This window comes from Exiguobacterium aurantiacum, from assembly GCF_024362205.1.
GTDB classification, from domain to species: Bacteria; Bacillota; Bacilli; order Exiguobacteriales; family Exiguobacteriaceae; genus Exiguobacterium; species Exiguobacterium aurantiacum_B.
The window spans coordinates 2,345,001-2,363,525 of record NZ_CP101462.1 but is presented as its reverse complement, the minus strand read 5'-3'; the positions used below and the strand labels follow the sequence as shown (position 1 = coordinate 2,363,525).

Annotated in this window: 19 protein-coding genes; 12 read left to right on the top strand and 7 right to left on the bottom strand. The window is 52.3% G+C overall.

Going from position 1 to position 18,525, the window contains the following annotated elements:
• Genes NMQ00_RS12245 through NMQ00_RS12230 form a run of 4 tightly spaced genes read left to right on the top strand, consistent with a single transcriptional unit; the run spans window position 1 to window position 3,779 of the window.
• The gene (locus tag NMQ00_RS12245) at window positions 1-1,107 is read left to right on the top strand and encodes an ABC transporter ATP-binding protein (RefSeq protein ID WP_255176896.1); all 1,107 of its coding nucleotides are present in this window, start codon (window positions 1-3) and stop codon (window positions 1,105-1,107) included.
• The gene (locus NMQ00_RS12240) at window positions 1,094-1,915 is read left to right on the top strand and encodes an ABC transporter permease (RefSeq protein WP_034780994.1); all 822 of its coding nucleotides are present in this window, start codon (window positions 1,094-1,096) and stop codon (window positions 1,913-1,915) included. The genes NMQ00_RS12245 and NMQ00_RS12240 overlap by 14 nt, the downstream gene beginning before the upstream one ends.
• Window positions 1,912-2,712, top strand: coding sequence for an ABC transporter permease (locus NMQ00_RS12235; protein WP_255176895.1), 801 nt, complete (start codon window positions 1,912-1,914; stop codon window positions 2,710-2,712). Before NMQ00_RS12240 ends, NMQ00_RS12235 begins: the two co-directional genes overlap by 4 nt.
• Entirely contained in the window at window positions 2,709-3,779 is a 1,071-nt protein-coding gene (locus NMQ00_RS12230) for an ABC transporter substrate-binding protein (RefSeq protein WP_255176894.1), read from the top strand. The genes NMQ00_RS12235 and NMQ00_RS12230 overlap by 4 nt, the downstream gene beginning before the upstream one ends.
• 49 nt (window positions 3,780-3,828) lie before the next feature.
• Here the strand turns inward: NMQ00_RS12230 and NMQ00_RS12225 are convergent, their stop codons facing one another.
• Entirely contained in the window at window positions 3,829-4,188 is a 360-nt protein-coding gene (locus NMQ00_RS12225) for a DUF779 domain-containing protein (RefSeq protein WP_021067747.1), read from the bottom strand.
• Window position 4,189: 1 nt separating this feature from the next.
• Window positions 4,190-5,710: an acetaldehyde dehydrogenase ExaC gene (gene exaC / locus NMQ00_RS12220; RefSeq protein ID WP_255176893.1), complete on the bottom strand. Its 1,521-nt coding sequence runs from the start codon at window positions 5,708-5,710 to the stop codon at window positions 4,190-4,192.
• A gap of 221 nt (window positions 5,711-5,931) precedes the next feature.
• Here exaC and NMQ00_RS12215 point away from each other — a divergent pair, with 221 nt between their 5' ends.
• Window positions 5,932-6,465, top strand: coding sequence for a YceI family protein (locus NMQ00_RS12215; RefSeq protein ID WP_255176892.1), 534 nt, complete (start codon window positions 5,932-5,934; stop codon window positions 6,463-6,465).
• A 26-nt stretch (window positions 6,466-6,491) separates the two neighbouring features.
• On the opposite strand, the gene NMQ00_RS12210 is transcribed toward NMQ00_RS12215, so the two are convergent.
• The gene (locus tag NMQ00_RS12210) at window positions 6,492-7,475 is read right to left on the bottom strand and encodes a metal-dependent hydrolase (RefSeq protein WP_255176891.1); all 984 of its coding nucleotides are present in this window, start codon (window positions 7,473-7,475) and stop codon (window positions 6,492-6,494) included.
• An 87-nt stretch (window positions 7,476-7,562) separates the two neighbouring features.
• On the opposite strand from NMQ00_RS12210, the gene mutY reads away from it, so the two are divergent.
• The 5 genes from mutY to NMQ00_RS12185 all read left to right on the top strand — a co-directional run bounded on the left by mutY (window position 7,563) and on the right by NMQ00_RS12185 (window position 12,669).
• On the top strand, window positions 7,563-8,597 hold the full coding sequence (gene mutY, locus NMQ00_RS12205) for an A/G-specific adenine glycosylase (RefSeq protein WP_255176890.1): 1,035 nt from the start codon (window positions 7,563-7,565) through the stop codon (window positions 8,595-8,597).
• Window positions 8,584-9,009, top strand: coding sequence for an SRPBCC family protein (locus tag NMQ00_RS12200; RefSeq protein WP_255176889.1), 426 nt, complete (start codon window positions 8,584-8,586; stop codon window positions 9,007-9,009). Before mutY ends, NMQ00_RS12200 begins: the two co-directional genes overlap by 14 nt.
• An 89-nt stretch (window positions 9,010-9,098) precedes the next feature.
• Complete coding sequence (ntdP, locus tag NMQ00_RS12195; RefSeq protein ID WP_021067741.1) at window positions 9,099-9,641, top strand: nucleoside tri-diphosphate phosphatase; 543 nt, start codon at window positions 9,099-9,101, stop codon at window positions 9,639-9,641.
• Window positions 9,642-9,678: 37 nt separating this feature from the next.
• A complete protein-coding gene (locus NMQ00_RS12190; protein ID WP_255176888.1) occupies window positions 9,679-11,427 on the top strand; it encodes an ABC transporter ATP-binding protein in 1,749 nt (582 codons plus the stop codon).
• A 93-nt stretch (window positions 11,428-11,520) separates the two neighbouring features.
• Entirely contained in the window at window positions 11,521-12,669 is a 1,149-nt protein-coding gene (locus tag NMQ00_RS12185; RefSeq protein WP_255176887.1) for a hypothetical protein, read from the top strand.
• A 14-nt stretch (window positions 12,670-12,683) separates the two neighbouring features.
• On the opposite strand, the gene NMQ00_RS12180 is transcribed toward NMQ00_RS12185, so the two are convergent.
• Window positions 12,684-13,100 carry a thiol-disulfide oxidoreductase DCC family protein gene (locus NMQ00_RS12180; RefSeq protein ID WP_255176886.1) on the bottom strand — a complete coding sequence of 139 codons (417 nt, stop codon included), beginning with the start codon at window positions 13,098-13,100 and terminating at the stop codon, window positions 12,684-12,686.
• Between the two features lie 53 nt (window positions 13,101-13,153).
• Window positions 13,154-14,386, bottom strand: coding sequence for an MFS transporter (locus NMQ00_RS12175; RefSeq protein WP_255176885.1), 1,233 nt, complete (start codon window positions 14,384-14,386; stop codon window positions 13,154-13,156).
• A 92-nt stretch (window positions 14,387-14,478) separates the two neighbouring features.
• Between NMQ00_RS12175 and NMQ00_RS12170 the strand changes: the two genes are divergently transcribed.
• Entirely contained in the window at window positions 14,479-16,116 is a 1,638-nt protein-coding gene (locus NMQ00_RS12170) for an ABC transporter substrate-binding protein (RefSeq protein WP_255176884.1), read from the top strand.
• A gap of 34 nt (window positions 16,117-16,150) precedes the next feature.
• Here the strand turns inward: NMQ00_RS12170 and NMQ00_RS12165 are convergent, their stop codons facing one another.
• Complete coding sequence (locus tag NMQ00_RS12165; RefSeq protein ID WP_255176883.1) at window positions 16,151-17,449, bottom strand: glutamate-1-semialdehyde 2,1-aminomutase; 1,299 nt, start codon at window positions 17,447-17,449, stop codon at window positions 16,151-16,153.
• Between the two features lie 191 nt (window positions 17,450-17,640).
• On the opposite strand from NMQ00_RS12165, the gene perR reads away from it, so the two are divergent.
• The gene (perR, locus tag NMQ00_RS12160) at window positions 17,641-18,072 is read left to right on the top strand and encodes a peroxide-responsive transcriptional repressor PerR (protein ID WP_029596002.1); all 432 of its coding nucleotides are present in this window, start codon (window positions 17,641-17,643) and stop codon (window positions 18,070-18,072) included.
• 27 nt (window positions 18,073-18,099) lie between these two features.
• On the opposite strand, the gene NMQ00_RS12155 is transcribed toward perR, so the two are convergent.
• Window positions 18,100-18,459 carry a YgzB family protein gene (locus NMQ00_RS12155; protein ID WP_021067733.1) on the bottom strand — a complete coding sequence of 120 codons (360 nt, stop codon included), beginning with the start codon at window positions 18,457-18,459 and terminating at the stop codon, window positions 18,100-18,102.
• Window positions 18,460-18,525 lie beyond the last annotated feature (66 nt).

The following is an 18,525-nucleotide window of genomic DNA, read 5'->3' as shown; positions in this document are numbered from 1 at the left end:
ATGAACCCAGAAACGATTATTCGCTTTGACAACGTGTCGAAGCGCTACGACGACACGGTCGTCTTAGAAAACATCAGCTTCGAGATTGAGAAAGGGAAGTTCTACACGTTGCTCGGGCCGTCTGGATGCGGGAAGACGACAATTTTACGATTGATCGCCGGCTTCACGGACGCATCAGCAGGCGATATCCAGTTCAATGGGAAGCGCATCAACGACGTCCCGGCGAACAAACGTCAAGTGAACACCGTGTTCCAAGACTATGCGCTCTTCCCGCACTTGAACGTGTTCGAGAACGTCGCGTTCGGGCTGCGCATCAAAAAGATGAAAGAAGCGGATGTGAAGACGAAAGTCGAACAGGCGCTCAAATTCGTCAACTTGCAAGGTTACGAGTCACGTGAAATCGATGAGATGTCAGGCGGACAACGCCAGCGTGTGGCCATCGCCCGTGCCATCGTCAACGAACCGGAAGTCATCTTGCTCGATGAGCCGCTCTCGGCGCTCGATTTGAAACTCCGGACGGAGATGCAATATGAGCTCCGCGAATTGCAACAGCGTCTCGGCATCACGTTCATCTTTGTCACGCACGACCAGGAAGAAGCGCTCGCGATGTCGGATGAGATCTTCGTCATGAATAACGGGAAGGTCGTCCAAAGTGGGACGCCGACCGATATTTACGACGAGCCAATCAACCGTTTCGTCGCCGATTTCATCGGAGAATCGAACATCGTACCGGGTGTTATGCCAGAGGACAACGTCGTCACGTTCGCCGGGAAGACGTTCGATTGCGTCGACCAAGGGTTTGACCGCAACGAGAAAGTTGAAGTCATCATCCGTCCGGAAGATTTGGAGATGACGTCGGTCGAATCGGCGAAACTCGTCGTCGACGTCGATTCGCAACTGTTCCGAGGCGTCCACTATGAGATTTGCTGCTATGACCAAGAAGGCAACGAATGGCTCGTCCATTCGACGAAAAAATCGGTCGTCGGTTCGAAAATTGGACTCACGTTCGAAGACGAGGCGATTCACGTCATGCGTTTAGGAGAGACGGAGGAAGAGTTCGACCGTCGTCTCGAGTCCTATGAGGAGGTCGCTCATGAATCAAACTAGTCAAACCGCGAAGACGGTCTATTTGACGACGTATTGGTTATGGATCGCGCTGTTCGTCATCGCGCCGCTCCTGCTCGTCGTCTACTACTCGTTCTTTGATATCGAAGGCAACTTGAGCTTAGAGAACTATCAGATGTTCTTCACGTCGACGTATTTGACGATGACGTTATCGTCCTTCTGGTATGCGTTCTTGATTACGTTCTTCTCGCTTTTGATCGGGTATCCGACCGCTTATTTATTGACGAAGACGAAGCATAAGCAACTTTGGTTGTTGCTCATCATTTTGCCATCATGGATCAACTTATTGCTCAAAGCCTATGCATTCCTCGGCATTTTCGGGACATACGGCATCACGAACCAGTTTTTAGAGGCGATTGGCATCGGGACGCAACAGATTTTGTTCACGGACTTCAGTTTCGTGTTCGTCTCGGTGTACATCTTCATCCCGTTCATGATCTTGCCAATCTATAACGCGATCGAGAAACTCCCGCCGTCGCTCGTCTATGCGTCGCGCGATCTCGGGGCCTCGAACTGGACGACGTTCCGCCGGGTCATCTTCCCGCTCACGCTTGACGGTGTGAAGTCAGGGATTCAAATCGTCTTCATTCCGGCGTTGTCGCTCTTCATGATTACTCGACTGATTGCGGGGAACCGCGTCATCACGCTCGGGACGGCGATTGAACAACAATTCCTCGTCACGCAAAACTGGGGCATGGGCTCAACGATTGCCGTGTTCTTGATTTTGGCGATGGTCCTCGTCATGGTCATCACACGTGACTGGGGCGCGAAAGGAGCGGTGCGTCGATGAAACCGAAAAAATTTAAATTAGCCAACCTGTATTTGCTGGTCGTGTTCTTCATCCTCTACGCACCAATTCTTTACTTGGTCGTCTACTCGTTCAACAGCGGCGGGACGATGAGTAACTTTGAAGGTTTCACGCTCGATTGGTACAAGTCGCTCTTTACCGACACGCGCCTGCTCGTCATTGTCTTGAACACGATCGTCATCGCCTTGTTGTCGGCGACGATCTCGACCGTGCTCGGTGTCATCGGGGCGCTCGCCATCTATACGGCGAGACAACGCTTCACGAAGACGTCACTCTTGTCGCTCAACAACGTGTTGATTGTCAGCCCGGACGTCATCATCGGGGCGTCGTTCCTCATCTTGTTCACGATGCTCGGGATTCAACTCGGTTTCTACTCGGTGCTGTTGGCGCACATCGCCTTCTCGGTGCCGATCGTCGTCATCTTGGTCTTGCCGAAGCTACAAGAGATGAGTCCGACGCTCATCGATGCGTCGCGTGACCTCGGGGCGAGCACGTGGGACGTGTTGACGAAAGTCATCTTGCCGTACATCACGCCAGGTATTTTTGCCGGATTCTTCACGGCGCTCACGTATTCGCTCGATGACTTTGCCGTCACGTTCTTCGTGACCGGGAACGGCTTCACGACACTCGCCGTCGAAGTCTACTCACGGGCCCGCCAAGGCATCTCGCTTGAAATCAATGCCTTGTCAGCGATCTTGTTCTTGTTCACACTCATTCTCGTCCTCGGGTATTACGTGCTCGCCCAACGTGGGGCGAAAGCGAAGGAGGTAAGACGATGAAAAAATTGGTCATCATGTTGACGGTGCCGGTCCTCGTCAGTTTCGGCCTCTTGCTCTGGGTGTACCAAATCAATTTGGCGCAAGGGTTCGGCGGCGATAACACGCTCGTCGTCTACAACTGGGGCGACTATATCGATGAAGATTTGATTGGCGAGTTCGAGGAAGAGACGGGCTTGAAGGTCATCTACCAGACGTTCGACTCGAACGAGGCGATGCTCACGAAAATCGAGCAAGGCGGGACGGCGTTCGACATCGCCGTTCCGTCGGATTACGCTATCAGTAAAATGATTGAAGAGGACCTGCTCTTGCCGATCGACTACGACAAGCTTGAGAACTTTGATAACATTGACCCACGTTTCCTCGACAAGTCGTTCGATCCGGGTAACACATATTCGGTCCCTTACTTTTGGGGAACGGTCGGCATCGTGTATAACCCTGAACTCGTCGACGGCGACATCACGTCGTGGAACGATCTTTGGGACATGCCGCTCGAGAATGACATCTTGCTCGCAGACGGGACCCGTGAGGTGATGGGCTTCGGCCTTAACTCACTCGGTTACTCGCTCAATACGACCGACAAGGACGAGTTGCTCGAGGCGGAGAAGAAGCTCGAGACACTCTGGCCGAACATTAAAGCGATCGTCGGCGATGAAATCAAGATGCTCATGGCCAATCGTGAAGCGGCCGCGGCCGTCGTCTGGTCAGGTGACGCTTCCGAGATTATGTACGAGAACGAAGAGTTGACGTATGTCATCCCGGAAGAAGGGACGAATCTCTGGTTCGACAACCTCGTCATTCCGAACACATCGAAAAACGTCGAAGGCGCGCACCAGTTCATCGACTTCATGCTCGACGCGGAAATCGCGGCCCGTAACACCGATTACGTCGGCTATTCGACGCCGAACGAAGCGGCGCTTGAATTCTTGGATGAAGAAGTGACGTCAGACGAACGTTTCTATCCGTCGAAAGACGTGACGGATGAGCTCGAAGTGTATGAGAACTTAGGCAAGCGCATGAACGCGTATTATAACGAACTATACTTGCGCTTCAAAATGCAGAGTAAATAAAAGGAGTCCCGCTCACCGTGAGCGGGACTTTTGTTTATAGCATAGACATTCAGCTCTGTTGCAACTCGGCCCGTTCCTCATCCGTGAACACACGGGAACGGCTCAAAAACCGTTTTCCTTCGACGCCCTCGACCGAGAACATACCGCCTCTGCCCTCGACGACGTCGATGATGAGCTGAGTGTGCTTCCAGTAGTCGTATTGCTTCTCGTGCATATAGAACGGACAACCGCCGATTTCGCCGAGCAGGACGTCATGATCTCCAATCATGAACTCGCCTTGCGGGAAACACATCGGGGAACTCCCGTCACAACAACCGCCCGACTGGTGAAACAAGAGCGGTCCATGTTTTCGTTTCAGCTGTTCGAGGAGCGCGAGCGTGGCGGGGGTGGCCTCGACGCGGTTCACCATCTCAGAAGAACCCGAGTTTTTGTTCGCTATAGCTGACGAGCATGTTTTTCGTCCGTTGATAATGGTTGAGCATCATCTTATGGTTCTCGCGGCCAATCCCAGACATCTTGTATCCGCCGAACGCGGCATGGGCCGGGTATTGATGATAGCAGTTGATCCAGACGCGACCTGCTTGAATCTCGCGGCCGAAACGATAGGCGCGGTTCATGTCACGAGTCCAAACGCCGGCACCGAGACCGTATAACGTGTCGTTCGCGATGGCGAGCGCCTCGGCGTCGTCTTTGAACGTCGTCACTGATAAGACCGGTCCGAAGATCTCTTCTTGGAAGATGCGCATCTTGTTATGGCCTTTGAAGATAGTCGGCTGCACATAATAGCCGTCGGCGAGTTCGCCGTCCATCATATTGCGCTCACCGCCGATGAGGCATTCCGCGCCTTCCGACTTTCCGATTTCCAAGTACGACAAGATTTTTTCCATCTGCTCATTTGATGCTTGGGCACCCATCATGACGTCAGGGTCGAGCGGGTTGCCGAGCTTGATCGCTTTGACCCGTTCAAGCACCCGTTCCATGAACGGCTCATAAATCGATTCGTGGATGAGCGCGCGCGATGGGCACGTGCATACCTCGCCTTGGTTCAAGGCGAACATGACGAGTCCTTCAATCGACTTGTCAAAGAAATCATCGTCCGCATCCATGATGTCCGCGAAGAAGATGTTCGGTGACTTCCCACCGAGTTCGAGCGTAACCGGGATAATGTTTTGTGAGGCGTATTGCATGATGAGTCGACCTGTCGTCGTCTCACCCGTGAAGGCGACTTTGTCGACTCGGTCGCTCGACGCGAGCGGTTTGCCGGCCTCGAGTCCGAATCCGTTAACGATATTCAACACGCCTGGCGGAAGCAAGTCTTCAATCAGTTCCATGAGCACCATGATAGAAGCCGGCGTCTGTTCAGCGGGTTTCAATACGATACAGTTCCCGGCAGCGAGGGCCGGTGCGACTTTCCAGACCGCCATCAAGATCGGGAAGTTCCAAGGGATGATTTGGGCCACGACACCGAGCGGCTCGGTGAAGTGATAGGCGACCGTATCTTGATCGAGTTCACTGATGCCGCCTTCCTGCGACCGAATGACGCCTGCGAAATAGCGGAAATGGTCGATGGCGAGCGGAAGATCGGCGTTGAGCGTCTCACGGACGGCTTTCCCGTTCTCCCACGTCTCGGCGTAAGCGAGCATCTCAAGGTTCGCTTCCATACGATCGGCGATTTTATTTAAAATGACAGAACGTTCGGTGACCGACGTTTTGCCCCATGCGTCTTTGGCGGCATGGGCCGAATCCAAGGCGAGCTCGATATCTTCTTTCGTCGAGCGGGCGACTTCGCATAAAACTTTACCATTTACCGGAGAGGTGTTCTCAAAATATTCTCCCCCTGCAGGCGCGGTCCACTTTCCGTTGATGTAGTTCTCATAGCGGTCTTTAAAATGAACTTTCGTGCCTGTCGAGTTTGGGACTTCATAAATCATGGTCGTTCCTCCCTTTTCCGTAAAGTATAGGGACTCTATGTATGCGCTTACATTTCACTGTAAGTCAACAGCTCCCTTTTTCCATCGTAACGGGTAGGTGTGATAAAAGTCAAAATTTTTCGACAATAATTTGTCACATTTGAATTAAAATGTTTTGAAGTCAAGATTTGTGGTAAACATCATATTAGATTCAATCTCAAATCGAAGGAGTGGACGGATTCATGGCAAAAACATATCAAGTCGACCCAGCGCACAGTACTATCAACTTTACGGTCAAGCATATGATGATTTCGAAAGTAAAAGGGGAGTTCAAAGACTTTCACGTCGAGGCGAATGGGCAACCGGACGACCTCGCGAACGCACGGGTGAACGTGACGATTAAGGCGGCATCAATCGATACGAACAACAGTGACCGTGACAACCATTTACGGTCCGGAGACTTCTTCGATGTGGAGCAGCACGAGGACATCGTGTTCGAGTCGACATCGTTCCGTTCAAAAGGTGGCGGTGAATTCGAACTGACCGGGAATTTGACGATTCGCGGGACGACCCGAGAAGAGACGTTCGAAGTCGAATATGAGGGAAGTGCGAAAGATCCGTGGGGCAACTTGAAACACGCCTTTACCGGGGACGGGTCGATCAACCGGGAAGATTACGGATTGACATGGAACCAGGCGCTCGAAGCGGGCGGTGTGCTCGTCGATAAAAAAGTTAAATTCGACTTCGAGCTCCAGTTCACGGAGTCAGAGGCATAAAAAAAGTCGCTCCTGTGAGCGACTTTTTACTGTTCGTAGGCCAATTTCTTTTGCAGGCTCTCTTCACTGAACACCCAGCCAGTGAATGAAGACAACACTTCATTCGATTCTTCGTCGACGATGACGACGGCGACGAACGGATAGATATCTTTCGCGAAATAACGCAAGTTCGTGAAGCGATACTCGATCATCCCATTGTGGCGTGTGACCGTATACGTGTGAATCTTCGAGAATTCGAGGAACGATTGAAGATCCGCATTTTTACGCGCTTCCACGAAGTGAAGGTCATCTTCACCTGGCATCGGTTTGTCTCGGAAACGACCGCATTCGATGACCGTCCCTTTTTTCACTTTGACGGCACCTAATCCGTCGCGGAAACGGACGGCGACATGCCAGTCATCCCAACCGATACCTGGCGAGATGAACAGTTCGTGTGCACCAGCGAAGTGACGGGCGACCGTGGCGAGGGCGCGGTTACGCAATTTGAACTGAATCGCATAGTAGCTGGTCACGAGCGCAATGAGCAGTGCAAAAATCGGGACAGTCGCCCCTGTGATAAGCCATAATACATATGCCCCGTAATAAGCAGAGAACAAATACGGATCGAACGTCCCGATGACGCCCCAGCCAATCCATTTCTTCGAGAACGGTTGGAGGGCTTGCGTCCCGTAGGCGTTGAACAAGTCGACCGTGACGTGTAACAATACGGCGATTTGTGCCATGACCCATAATGAGGCGGGGTTAACGCCAAGCGCGAGTCCGATGACGGCGCTGACGATGATCGGCCAAGCGAGTAGTGCGGTGATTCCATGTGAACGACCGCGGTGCTGGCGTAAATACGTGCTATTTCCTTTTAGTTTGAAGACCGTGTCAAAGTCCGGAGCATGCGAGCCGACGAGAGCCGTCGCTGTCATGGCTAGAAACATTTGTGCGTCGCCTGACACCTCTGGGCTGAGGGTCGCGATTGCACTTAAACCAAGTCCCATCCCAATGTGAGTAGCAGTATCCAATGTGCTTCAGCACCTCCATAAAAGTAGAAAAATCGCATATTTTAATCCACTACATCATACAATATTTTTAAAACGAGGGGAAATAAAATGCTCGATGTTGATAAATTGTTCACAAATTATAATATTCAAGAGTTTAACACAAATCTAGTGACATGGTTCAATCGTGAAAAGCGCGATTTGCCATGGCGTCATCGTAAAAATCCGTATCGTGTCTGGGTGAGTGAAGTCATGCTTCAACAGACGCGTGTCGATACGGTCATCCCGTACTACAACCGTTTCATGGAGCGCTTTCCGACGATCGAAGCGTTGGCAGCGGCTGAACCCGACGAGGTCGTCAAATATTGGGAAGGGCTCGGGTATTACTCACGGGTCCGTAACCTTCACCAAGCCGTGCGAGAAGTCGTTGCGGTGTACGACGGCGTCGTCCCTGAGGAAAAAGAGCGGTTCGAAAAGCTGAAAGGCGTCGGACCGTATACGACCGGGGCGGTACTGTCGATTGCGTACAATCAGCCGGAACCGGCCGTCGATGGCAACGTCATGCGCGTTATGTCCCGTCAGTTCGGCATCTATGACGACATCGCCATCCCGAAGACGCGGAAAATATTCGAACAAGTCGTCCGCCGACTGATGGACCCGAGTCATGCCTCGGATTTCAATGAAGGGGTCATGGAGCTTGGGGCGACGGTATGTACGCCGAAAAACCCGATGTGTTCGCTCTGCCCGGTTCAAGACGATTGTTATGCTTATACCCATAACGTCCAAGATGAACTCCCAGTCAAGACGAAAAAAGGGGCGGCTCGAATCGAGATGTACGATGCGCTTTACTGTCGTCAAGACGGCCGGGCCGCATACGTGAAACGCCCGGATGCCGGTCTTCTCGCTGGAATGTGGCAATATCCGCTTACAGACCGCGGAACGGGGGAACAGTTAAACGGAACCTATATTGGACAAGTGAAACATGTGTTTTCCCATATCGTCTGGTACATCGACTTATATGAAGTCGAGACGTTACCGGTAGGGGAGTGGACTTGGCTCGACGAAGAAGCACGCGATGTGGTGACGGTATCGGTCGCCCAACAAAAATTAGAGCAGATGGCAGGTGCGAAAGATGAGACAGTTTGACGTACGAACTCCATACGACACGTCTGTAGACACATTATGGACGTTGCTTCAAGACGCTTCACTGTTATCAGAGCTGACATCGTTCCCGAAAGTGACGCTCCTTGGGGATGGGGCCTCGGTCGAGGGAAATGTCGTTCAGCTTCGCATCGGGGTCGGCCCGATTTCATTGCCGTGGAACAGCGCCATCACATTGGCTGGAGACCGTGCCTTTTGTGACCAAGGCGTGAAGTTACCGTTCCCGTTCCGTCGTTTCAGTCACGTTCATCGCGTCGAACAAGTGGACAGGCAAGCCGTCATGGTCGATGAGGTCACGTTCGATAGTTACGTACCGACCGTTCTCGTCGAATACTTCGTGCTCCGACCGATGTTTAAAGCGCGAGCCGAGGCATTCCAAAAAACACTAAATTCGTGAAAATAAGAGATTTCCTTTTTCATTGGTTCTGAAAGTCGCTATAATTAAATATGAGAATTGTATAGCATCATAGCGGAAAGGAGGAGCTTATGAGCTTATTTCCCAAAGCAGGTAGCAAGATCGAGATACAGAGCTACAAGCACAACGGAACTTTGCATCGCGTTTGGGAAGAAACGCTCGTCCTTCAGTCGTCAAAAACGGATATGATCGGATTCAATGACCGCATCATGGTCAGTGAGTCAGACGGCCGGCAATGGAGAACACGTGAGCCGGCAATTTGCTACTTTTCATCTGAGTTTTGGTTCAATGTCATCTGCATGATTCGCGAAGATGGGATTTACTACTACTGTAATCTAGGTTCGCCGACAACGTTCGATGGGGCAGAACGTGCCATCAAGTACATCGATTACGATTTGGACATCAAGGTGTTCCCAGATATGTCGTACACGATTTTAGATGAGGATGAATATGAGCGGCATCGTCGCGAGATGAATTATCCGAAAGCGATTGATCGAATCTTGAAACAGAACGTTCAAGAACTTATTAACTGGATTCGAGGACGGAAAGGGCCGTTCAACCCAACATTCGTCGATGAATGGTATCGCGAATACGAAGCACGTTACCGGAGATGATCGCTCATCTCCGCTTTTTTTCTTGAAGGAGGAACTAATGGGTAGTATTAAACGTTATTTAAAGTTCGTTAAACCGTATAAAAAACAAATCGCGCTGACCATCTTCGTCGGGATTTTGAAATTCTCCATCCCGCTCGGATTGCCGCTCCTCTATAAATATGTCATCGATAACTATTTGACTGAAGATGCACCAGCTGCCGATTACACCGAGCTCGTCTGGCTGTTCAGTATCGTCTTCTTCGTCTTTCTCGTCTTGAAGCCGCCGATTGAATACTTGCGACAATATTTGGCGCAGTGGGCGGCGACGTGGATTTTGTTCGACGTCCGGAACCGATTATTCGACCACGTCCAAAGACTATCGCTCCGCTATTATTCCAACAATAAAACGGGACAGATTATCTCGCGCATCATCAACGATGTCGAACAGACGAAAGACTTCGTCATCACCGGCCTGATGAACATTTGGCTCGATATGGTCACGATTTTAATCGCCATCGCCATCATGTACACGATCGACCCGCAACTGACGCTCATCGCCATCTTGCCGCTCCCGTTTTACGCCATCGCTGTCCGCTACTTTTATGGACGGTTGCGTCGGCTCACGCGGGAACGGTCGGCCGCACTTGCGGATCTTCAAGGCCACTTGACTGAACGGGTCAACGGCATGGCCGTCATTCGTAGCTTTGCGCTCGAACCGTATGAAAACAAGGCGTTCGAAGAACAGAACGGTGGTTTCTTGAAAGCCGCGCTTCGCCACACCGGCTGGAACGCGAAGACGTACGTCGTCGTCTCGACAATCACGGACATCGCCCCAATTTTAATCTTCACATCGGCTTCTTGGCTCGTCTTGCAAGGGGACGTCTCACTCGGGACGCTCGTCGCGTTTATCGCGTATATCGACCGTCTCTATGCACCGCTCGGTCGTCTCGTCAACTCGGCGACGACGCTCACCCAATCGGTCGCTTCGATGGACCGTGTCTTCGAGTTCCTCGATGAGCCGTATGATATCGAAGAGAAGCATAGTGCCTTCGTACCCGTGCAAACGGCTGGCGACATCGAACTCGACCAGGTCAGCTTTGCTTATGAGAAAGACGGCACCCGTGCTCTTCACGATGTCAGTTTGCACATCCGTTCTGGTGAGCGGGTCGCATTCGTCGGTATGTCCGGCGGTGGGAAGTCGACGCTCGTCAGCTTGATTCCACGGTTTTATGACGTCACGTCGGGCAGCATCAAAATCGATGGCACCGACGTCCGTGAATTCAAGCTACGGGCGTTGCGCGATCAAATCGGGATGGTCATGCAAGACTCGGTGCTGTTCAGCGAATCGGTCGCGATGAACATCCGGATGGGGAATCCGGAAGCGAGTGATGAAGAGGTCATCGCCGCCGCGAAAGCAGCCAACGCCCATGAGTTCATCTCGAACTTGCAGGACGGCTACAATACGCCGGTCGGGGAAAAAGGTGTCAAGCTTTCAGGCGGTCAGAAACAACGGCTCGCTATCGCCCGTGTCTTCTTGAAACATCCACCGATCATCATTCTCGACGAAGCGACGAGTGCGCTTGACCTTGAGAGTGAGTCGATGATTCAAGATTCACTCGCGCGCTTGACGAAAGGCAGAACGACGCTCATCGTCGCGCACCGCTTGTCGACGATCACCGACGCCGATAAGATCGTCGTCGTCGATAACGGACAAATCATGGAGACCGGTACGCATGAAGAATTGATGCGCCGCCGCGGAGCCTATTACGATTTGTATATGATTCAAGATTTAGCAGTCGTCGAATGAGACGGGGCCTCGAGGAGACTCGAGGTCTTTTTTTGTTTTCCGCGACAGTGAGACGGGAATGAAGAAACGACATGCCAAAAGGGGGATGAACCAATGATGAACGGGGAAGGGTTAATCACGGTAAAACCGTTAAAAGAAGCGCTCGAGCTGACATGGTCGGTCGAAGGGACAGTGCGGCTCACGCGGAACGGGAAATATGTGTATGAAGGGACCGATCAACACTATGTCGACCATGAGACGGGCGTCGGAGAACAAGTCGCCTATCGAATTACGGACGAACAGGGGGAAGTGGCGAAAGTGTACACGGCCGCCGTCGACCCGAGCGATGATTTATATTGGAATCGACATCTCACGTCGGCTGTCGTCGCATCAAATGGTACCCATCTTCAATGGGATCCAATTGCTGACGTCGAGACGTATGCGATTTACCGGAAAGGACGACGGATCGCCGAAGTCGTCGGCAATGCCTACGTGGATGAGACACCGCTCCATGAGCCGACGATGTATGAAGTGAGGGCGCTTCGTCCCGTGAAACGAGACGATAAACCGGGGACGAGTTTGATTCACGCCGTCGGCAAAGCGATGTCGCTCGCGAAGGAGCTGAAGACGGACACGCGACGTGACAAAGAACTATACGTCATGTATTTTCTTGTCAGTCCGCTTCGACCTGATTTGGAATCAGTGGACCAGATTCAGCTCCGCGTTCAGACGTTCATCCGTCCGCCGATGATTAAAAATCCGAATTTGTTGTCTCCGCATCCATATTTTGAAGGAGACGGACGACCGTATAACGTCCATGCGACCGACTATCGGACGCGGACGGAAGTGAAAGCCGAGGGACTGAGTGACATTCCAATTGTCTCGATCAAAAAAGATGCGAATGTGACACGTGGCTATACGAAGCATCATCGATTAACGGGTGAAGATATCGCCTCGGTCGACCAAGTGTATCTTGAAGATGTGGACATCGACCGCGGACGGGCCGCGTATCGGTTGCAACACTCGGTCGGAAATCCACTCGTCATTGCGCCTGACATCAAATATACGATTGTCGCACAGTTGAAGGATAACGCCACGTTCAAACTATCAGGCAGCCATACGCAGTCGCCGCATCATGAAGTGTATCTCCAAGCTGGCGAGGCTCCGTGGATGACGATTCACCGGGCGGACGACCTCGGTGTCAGTTTCATGGGCAACCCGATGCCGGAATGTCACTGGACGTACTTGACCTGTATGGACTAAAGAAAACCGTCGACTCATCGAGTCGGCGGTTTTGATTGTTGGTCGAGAAATCGGCTTCGTTCTTCCGGGGTGGGCAGTTTGCACGTCTGTTTTTGTCCGAACCATTGGTAACGATTTTTAGCGATCACGTCATAACCGAAATCGCGAATCGGTTTTGGGACGAATCTCACAAACCGGAGCCAACGCCATTTTCCGTCCAACCCTTCCGCGATGCGGACCGCTGCGTCGGATTTAATGTACGGGACACCATCGCGAATCAACACGATACTGTCGACCGAGTCGTTGATACGATGACGTTCGCGCAAAGTCTGACCAGCCTCGCCTTGAAGCGAGGCGAAATGAAAGTTCCCCGTCGCGTCCCGGTTCAAGATGAACTGGACACTGGCGTCGCAAAAGTTACAATCTCCATCAAACAATACAATGGCTGGCATACCATTCGCCTCCTTCACTCTTGCCTGTTTCCGTTCCGGGGTCGGTTCAAACGTCAGGCGGCGAGCTGACGCACCGATTCCATCTTATAAAGTGAGATGTAGTAGAGGTAGGCACCGAGCGCCCCGAACAAGAAGATGTAGCCACTCATGAACACGGGTCCGATGAAGGCCCCGACGACAATCCCGGCCGCAGCCACGAGTTTGGCCCCGTGGAACGTGAGTCCGCCGAAAGCGAGGTACGAGGCGCGGCGCTCTGGGTCGAGCAGGTCGACTTGTTTCACTTGGCGAATCGGTGAGTACAGCAATTCGCCGACCGTGAAGACAACGGCCAAGACGGCGAGAATCAGAAATGAGTTCATAGACGTGATGGCAGCGTAAGCCGTGATGTATAACGACAAGCCGATGAAGAACACGTATTTCTCACGGTACCGTTTCACAAATGCAGTGACGGCGAACGTGATGGCGACGACGAGTAGTGTATTCTCGAGCTGCATGAACGCCATCATCCGGACGCCGTCGAACGGTACCCCAATGATTGAGCGTTGTTGGAACGACTCGGCCAAATGAACCCCGATATAGTTCGCCATATGGAACTCGGTCGAGAAGACGAGCATGCTGCCGAGCACGAAGAGCATCCAGCGTCGGTCATTCAAGGCGATCCTGTAGTTTTGGATTACCCCGACGATTGGGTTGGCCGGCGTCGATCGGTTGCCTTGATGGGAATCGACAAGATAGCGCTGCAAGACGATCGTCGTGATCGTCAAGACGAGTGTCATTCCGACGAATAAACCGAAACGATAGTCACGATAGAACGCACCACCGAGCATAACACCACCGGCGATGGCCAAGTTGACGAGCCAATAGTCATATACATAAATCGCTTTCCGGTTCGATTCTTCCATCGAGTCAATGACGATCGCCTCTAAGGCCGGGTAGTTCAGCCCGTTGGCGACGGCGTGACCGAAGTAGAGAATGGCCAAGGCGAGTGCCCAATTGTTCGATGGATGAATCGCGACCGTCATCTCGATGAAGCAGAGGATTTGAACGAGTTGGCCGATCTGTAAGACGTGCTTGCGATTGAAGCGGTCCGAGAAGTACCCACCGAACAAGCCGGTGACATATCCGACGATGACGAATGACGTCATGATAATCCCGGCGGCAATTTTGCCGAGTTCTTCTGAGAAATATAAAGCCATGAATGGAAAGATGGCCGAACCGACGATGCGGATGAAAAATCCACAGACGAGTCGAAGTTGGACGTTTGTTGGGAAATCTTTGAATTTCATGTGAGCACCTCCTTGTCACTACTTTAAACGTGGACTACACTTGGTAAAAAGAGACAAATAATTTGGACATGTCCACTTTTAGGGGGAACGGCATGAATGCGAAACTAGTGGCGATTTATCGCCATGCGCTAGAGACTGGAACAAGGGAAGTGACTTTACGGGAAGCGGTCGAAGCGGTCGGCTATAGCGAGAAACAAGTGAAGCGCGATATCAAGGTGTGGCAAACGTTGGGTTGGGTAGAGTATCAGGCCGGGAAAGGACGCGGCCATGAATCGATGCTCCGCTTTCGGCCGGATTTTGCGAGGACGCTTAGCGGGTGGGTTGAAACCTCATTCTCGACGGCCTCGATGGCGGACGCGGCCAAATGGTTGGAATGGGATTGGCCGCCAGCGTTACGTGAATTGATTCAAGCCCGGATTTGGAACCGCTTTGGTTTCGAGCAGACGGAAGAAGACCGATTTGTGTTCCCGCGCACCCGGACGCTTGAGTCCCTCGACCCGCTCGACATCCATATCGCAATGGAGGCATCGTTGTCCCGGCACGTCTTCGACCGGCTGTTCGAATGGGATGGGACCACGGTCCAACCATCCCTTGCTCACCATATCGAAGACACGCCGTTCGGGTTTCGCTGTTACATCCGTAAAGGGGTCACATTCCACAACGGGATGACGTTAGCGGCTAAGGACGTCGTTTATTCGTTGAATCGATTATTGGCTCGCGGTAAACAAGTATGGCTATTCGCGCCAATCGAACGGCTCGAGTCGCCGGCACCTTACGTGGTCGACATCCATACGAAAGCGCACCGGGCCTACATTGAACGGTTGCTTGCCCAAACGCCGGCGTCGATCACGTATGAAGGGGCGGAAGGGGGTGTCGGGACGGGACCGTTCAAATTGGAGAAGCGGTCCGAGGAAGTCGTTCGGTTGCGGGCGTTCGAGCGTGGGCTACGGCCTCGGCCATCATTAGACGTGGTCGAATTCGTCACGTTCTCGGAAACGGATTATGCGAAGTGGAGCGCCGGTGATGATCAGAGCCTCGTCAAGTGGATCGCCGAGGCTGGGGCGCGTTACCTCATGTTCAATTTGCAGCACTCTTGGCTCAAAGACGATGTGACAGCGCGACTTGCCATTCAACGGGCAATCGACAAAGAAGCGTTCGTTGAATTGGGAGGGGAACGTCATCAAGTGGCACATGGGTTTTTCCCGGAGGCGAGTCGACCGGTTCCGGCACCGGAGGCGGCGGTGAGTTCGTGCCGACCGCTCCGGTTGTTGCACTTGCCGTTCGAGGTGGCGACAGAAGACGCGGCGCTCGTCGCGGAACAGTTGCGCGTTGCTGGTTTCACCGTTGAGACCGAGACGTATACGATCGGCTGTTTGCTCCAAGAAGAGACACTTCGTCGCGCTGACTTGATTTTATGCGGGGAGATGATGAGTGAAGACCTCGATTTGGCATTTCTCGCTTTTTTGACGAGTGAGCTGTCACTCGTCGGTAAGTTGATCGCGCATGAAACGGAGCTCCGTAAGATGATGGACCGCTACCGTCAGACCGATATGAGTGCGTGGCCGTGGCTTCATCGTGACGTCGAGCGTCATTTGACAGAAGCGGCACTCGTCATTCCGCTCTATCACGTTGCGCGTGAACGACGCTTCCCGAGTTTTCTTGGCGAGGTTCCACTCGATGTGTTCGGCCACCCGCGCTACGACCAGCTATGGATTCGGCATTCGGTGTAAACGAAAAAGGAGATGCCGCGGCATCTCCTTTTGTTTATAGTTGGGCGAACGCGCGGTTTACCGCGGCAATCGTCTCTTCGATATCTTGTTCGGTGTGCTCGGTCGTTAAGAACCAGGCCTCGTACTTCGAAGGAGCCAAATTGACACCATTCTCGAGCATCAATTTGAAGAAGCGTCCGAACACTTCGCCGTCCGACTTTTCGGCTCCCTCATAATCGGTCACGATCTCGTCCGTGAAGTAGACTGTGAGTGCACCTTTAAGACGGTTCAGCGTGATGGTCACGCCGTGTGTGTCGGCGGCTTCACGAATTCCGGCCTCGAGCTGGGCGCCGAGCGCGTCAAGCTTTTCATATACTCCCGGTTGCTCGAGCACTTCGAGGCAAGCGAGTCCTGTCGCCATCGACGCCGGATTTCCGGCCATCGTTCCGGCCTGATAGGCTGGCCCGAGCGGGGCGACCGTCTCCATGATTTCGGCTTTTCCGCCGTATGCGCCGATTGGGAGTCCGCCGCCGATAATTTTGCCGAGCGCGGTCATATCCGGTTCGATGCCATACACTTGCTGGGCGCTTCCGTATGTGAAACGGAATGCCGTGATGACTTCATCATAAATGACGAGAGCACCATGTTCGTGTGTGATGTCGTTGACAGCCTGTAGGAAGCCTGGCTTCGGTTCGACGATGCCGAAGTTCCCGACGATTGGTTCGACTAGGACGCAGGCGATTTGACTTCCCCATTCGCGCATCATGTCGCGGAATGCTTCGACGTCATTGAACGGTACGGTGATGACTTCTTTCGCCGTGGCCCGTGTGACACCGGCCGAGTCTGGTGAGCCGAGTGTGGCCGGTCCGCTGCCTGCTGCGATGAGCATCAAGTCCGAGTGGCCGTGATAACAACCGCTAAATTTGACGACGAGCTCGCGACCGGTATAGGCACGTGCAACGCGGACGGTCGTCATGACTGCTTCGGTCCCTGAGTTCGTGAACCGGACTTTATCCATTGACGGGATGGCCGCTTTTAACTTTTTCGCGAACTCGACTTCGAGCGCATGTGGTGTCCCGTAAAGAAGTCCTTTAGACGAAGCCTCAATCAACGCTTTATGGATGTGCGGGTGGGCGTGGCCCGTGATGATCGGACCGTATGCCGCCAAATAGTCGATATAACGATTGCCGTCGACGTCATAGAAATAGGCGCCGTCTCCTCGTTCCATATAGACGGGTGCACCGCCGCCGACGGCCTTAAACGAGCGGGAAGGGCTGTTGACCCCGCCGACGATATGCGTCAAGGCGTCGGTATACAAAATGTCTGATTTGTCGCGTGTAGATGGTGTTGCCATATGTATTGCCTCCTTTTACAAATTCGCATTTATTGTATCATAGCCGTCAACCGCATAAGCTCAACGTTTGACGACCGTTCAAGAAATCAGTACACTATTTATAAAGATTACTATGTAAGAAATAGGTTAATTCTAACTGACATTTCGCATGAATTTTATAGAAGAAATGAGGGATTGACGTGGGAAGCGAAATGCTTGACCATGCTGTTCAGTCGCTCCGAGAACATGGAGTCAGAATGACGCCTCAGCGCCAGGCCATTTTGGAGTACCTCGTCACGGAGCACAGTCACCCGACAGCGGATGACATTTATAAGGCACTTTCGGCGAGATTTCCGAACATGAGTGTCGCTACTGTCTACAATAACTTGCGCGTCTTTAAAGAAGTCGGACTCGTTCAAGAGATGAACTATGGGGACGCTTCAAGTCGCTTTGATTTTGTGACGTCGCGCCACTACCACATCATTTGTGATGCGTGTGGGAAAGTCGTCGACTTCAACTATCCGGTCCTCGATGAAATCGAATCGGTCGCGTCTCAACTGACGGGGTTCAAAGTCGACCGTCACCGTCTCGAAGTATACGGGACATGCCCGGCTTGCCAAGCTGAACAAGCGCATAAACATTAAAAAACATCCTCGGCTCGAGGATGTTTTTTATTCGTGTGAATGTGATTGGCGTTTGTTATATTTTTCATCGAATTCCTTACCTTCGAGCGATTGGTCAATCGTAAGCGGTTCGTCGCAATGCATACATAAATCGACCCGACCGAGCATCTTTGTCTGTTTCTCGCAGTTCGGGCAAGTGACAACGATGGCTTTCGTGGACGCCATCCCGATGATGAAGTAGAGTGCAGAACTTGATAACACCATCACGAAGCCGAGCAACATGAAGATAATCATGAGCCACGTGATGCTCTTCGCCAACAGTCCGAGATACATGACACCAATCCCTGCAAAAACGAGCAACAAGGCAAGGTTACGAGCGCGGTTGATTTTATTCCCCCGTTTTTTCATTTCTTAATCCCTCCATGTCTATCTTTAACTATAGCTCATCTGCACGAACCTGAGAAGTTCATACAA

Coding starts and splice junctions, on each gene's coding strand:
- NMQ00_RS12245 (WP_255176896.1), top strand. CDS start 1: ATGAACCCAGAAACGATTATTCGCTTTGACAACGTGTCGAAGCGCTAC.
- NMQ00_RS12240 (WP_034780994.1), top strand. CDS start 1,094: ATGAATCAAACTAGTCAAACCGCGAAGACGGTCTATTTGACGACGTAT.
- NMQ00_RS12235 (WP_255176895.1), top strand. CDS start 1,912: ATGAAACCGAAAAAATTTAAATTAGCCAACCTGTATTTGCTGGTCGTG.
- NMQ00_RS12230 (WP_255176894.1), top strand. CDS start 2,709: ATGAAAAAATTGGTCATCATGTTGACGGTGCCGGTCCTCGTCAGTTTC.
- NMQ00_RS12225 (WP_021067747.1), bottom strand. CDS start 4,188: ATGGTGAACCGCGTCGAGGCCACCCCCGCCACGCTCGCGCTCCTCGAA.
- exaC (WP_255176893.1), bottom strand. CDS start 5,710: ATGATTTATGAAGTCCCAAACTCGACAGGCACGAAAGTTCATTTTAAA.
- NMQ00_RS12215 (WP_255176892.1), top strand. CDS start 5,932: ATGGCAAAAACATATCAAGTCGACCCAGCGCACAGTACTATCAACTTT.
- mutY (WP_255176890.1), top strand. CDS start 7,563: ATGCTCGATGTTGATAAATTGTTCACAAATTATAATATTCAAGAGTTT.
- NMQ00_RS12200 (WP_255176889.1), top strand. CDS start 8,584: ATGAGACAGTTTGACGTACGAACTCCATACGACACGTCTGTAGACACA.
- ntdP (WP_021067741.1), top strand. CDS start 9,099: ATGAGCTTATTTCCCAAAGCAGGTAGCAAGATCGAGATACAGAGCTAC.
- NMQ00_RS12190 (WP_255176888.1), top strand. CDS start 9,679: ATGGGTAGTATTAAACGTTATTTAAAGTTCGTTAAACCGTATAAAAAA.
- NMQ00_RS12185 (WP_255176887.1), top strand. CDS start 11,521: ATGATGAACGGGGAAGGGTTAATCACGGTAAAACCGTTAAAAGAAGCG.
- NMQ00_RS12180 (WP_255176886.1), bottom strand. CDS start 13,100: ATGCCAGCCATTGTATTGTTTGATGGAGATTGTAACTTTTGCGACGCC.
- NMQ00_RS12175 (WP_255176885.1), bottom strand. CDS start 14,386: ATGAAATTCAAAGATTTCCCAACAAACGTCCAACTTCGACTCGTCTGT.
- NMQ00_RS12170 (WP_255176884.1), top strand. CDS start 14,479: ATGAATGCGAAACTAGTGGCGATTTATCGCCATGCGCTAGAGACTGGA.
- NMQ00_RS12165 (WP_255176883.1), bottom strand. CDS start 17,449: ATGGCAACACCATCTACACGCGACAAATCAGACATTTTGTATACCGAC.
- perR (WP_029596002.1), top strand. CDS start 17,641: ATGCTTGACCATGCTGTTCAGTCGCTCCGAGAACATGGAGTCAGAATG.
- NMQ00_RS12155 (WP_021067733.1), bottom strand. CDS start 18,459: ATGAAAAAACGGGGGAATAAAATCAACCGCGCTCGTAACCTTGCCTTG.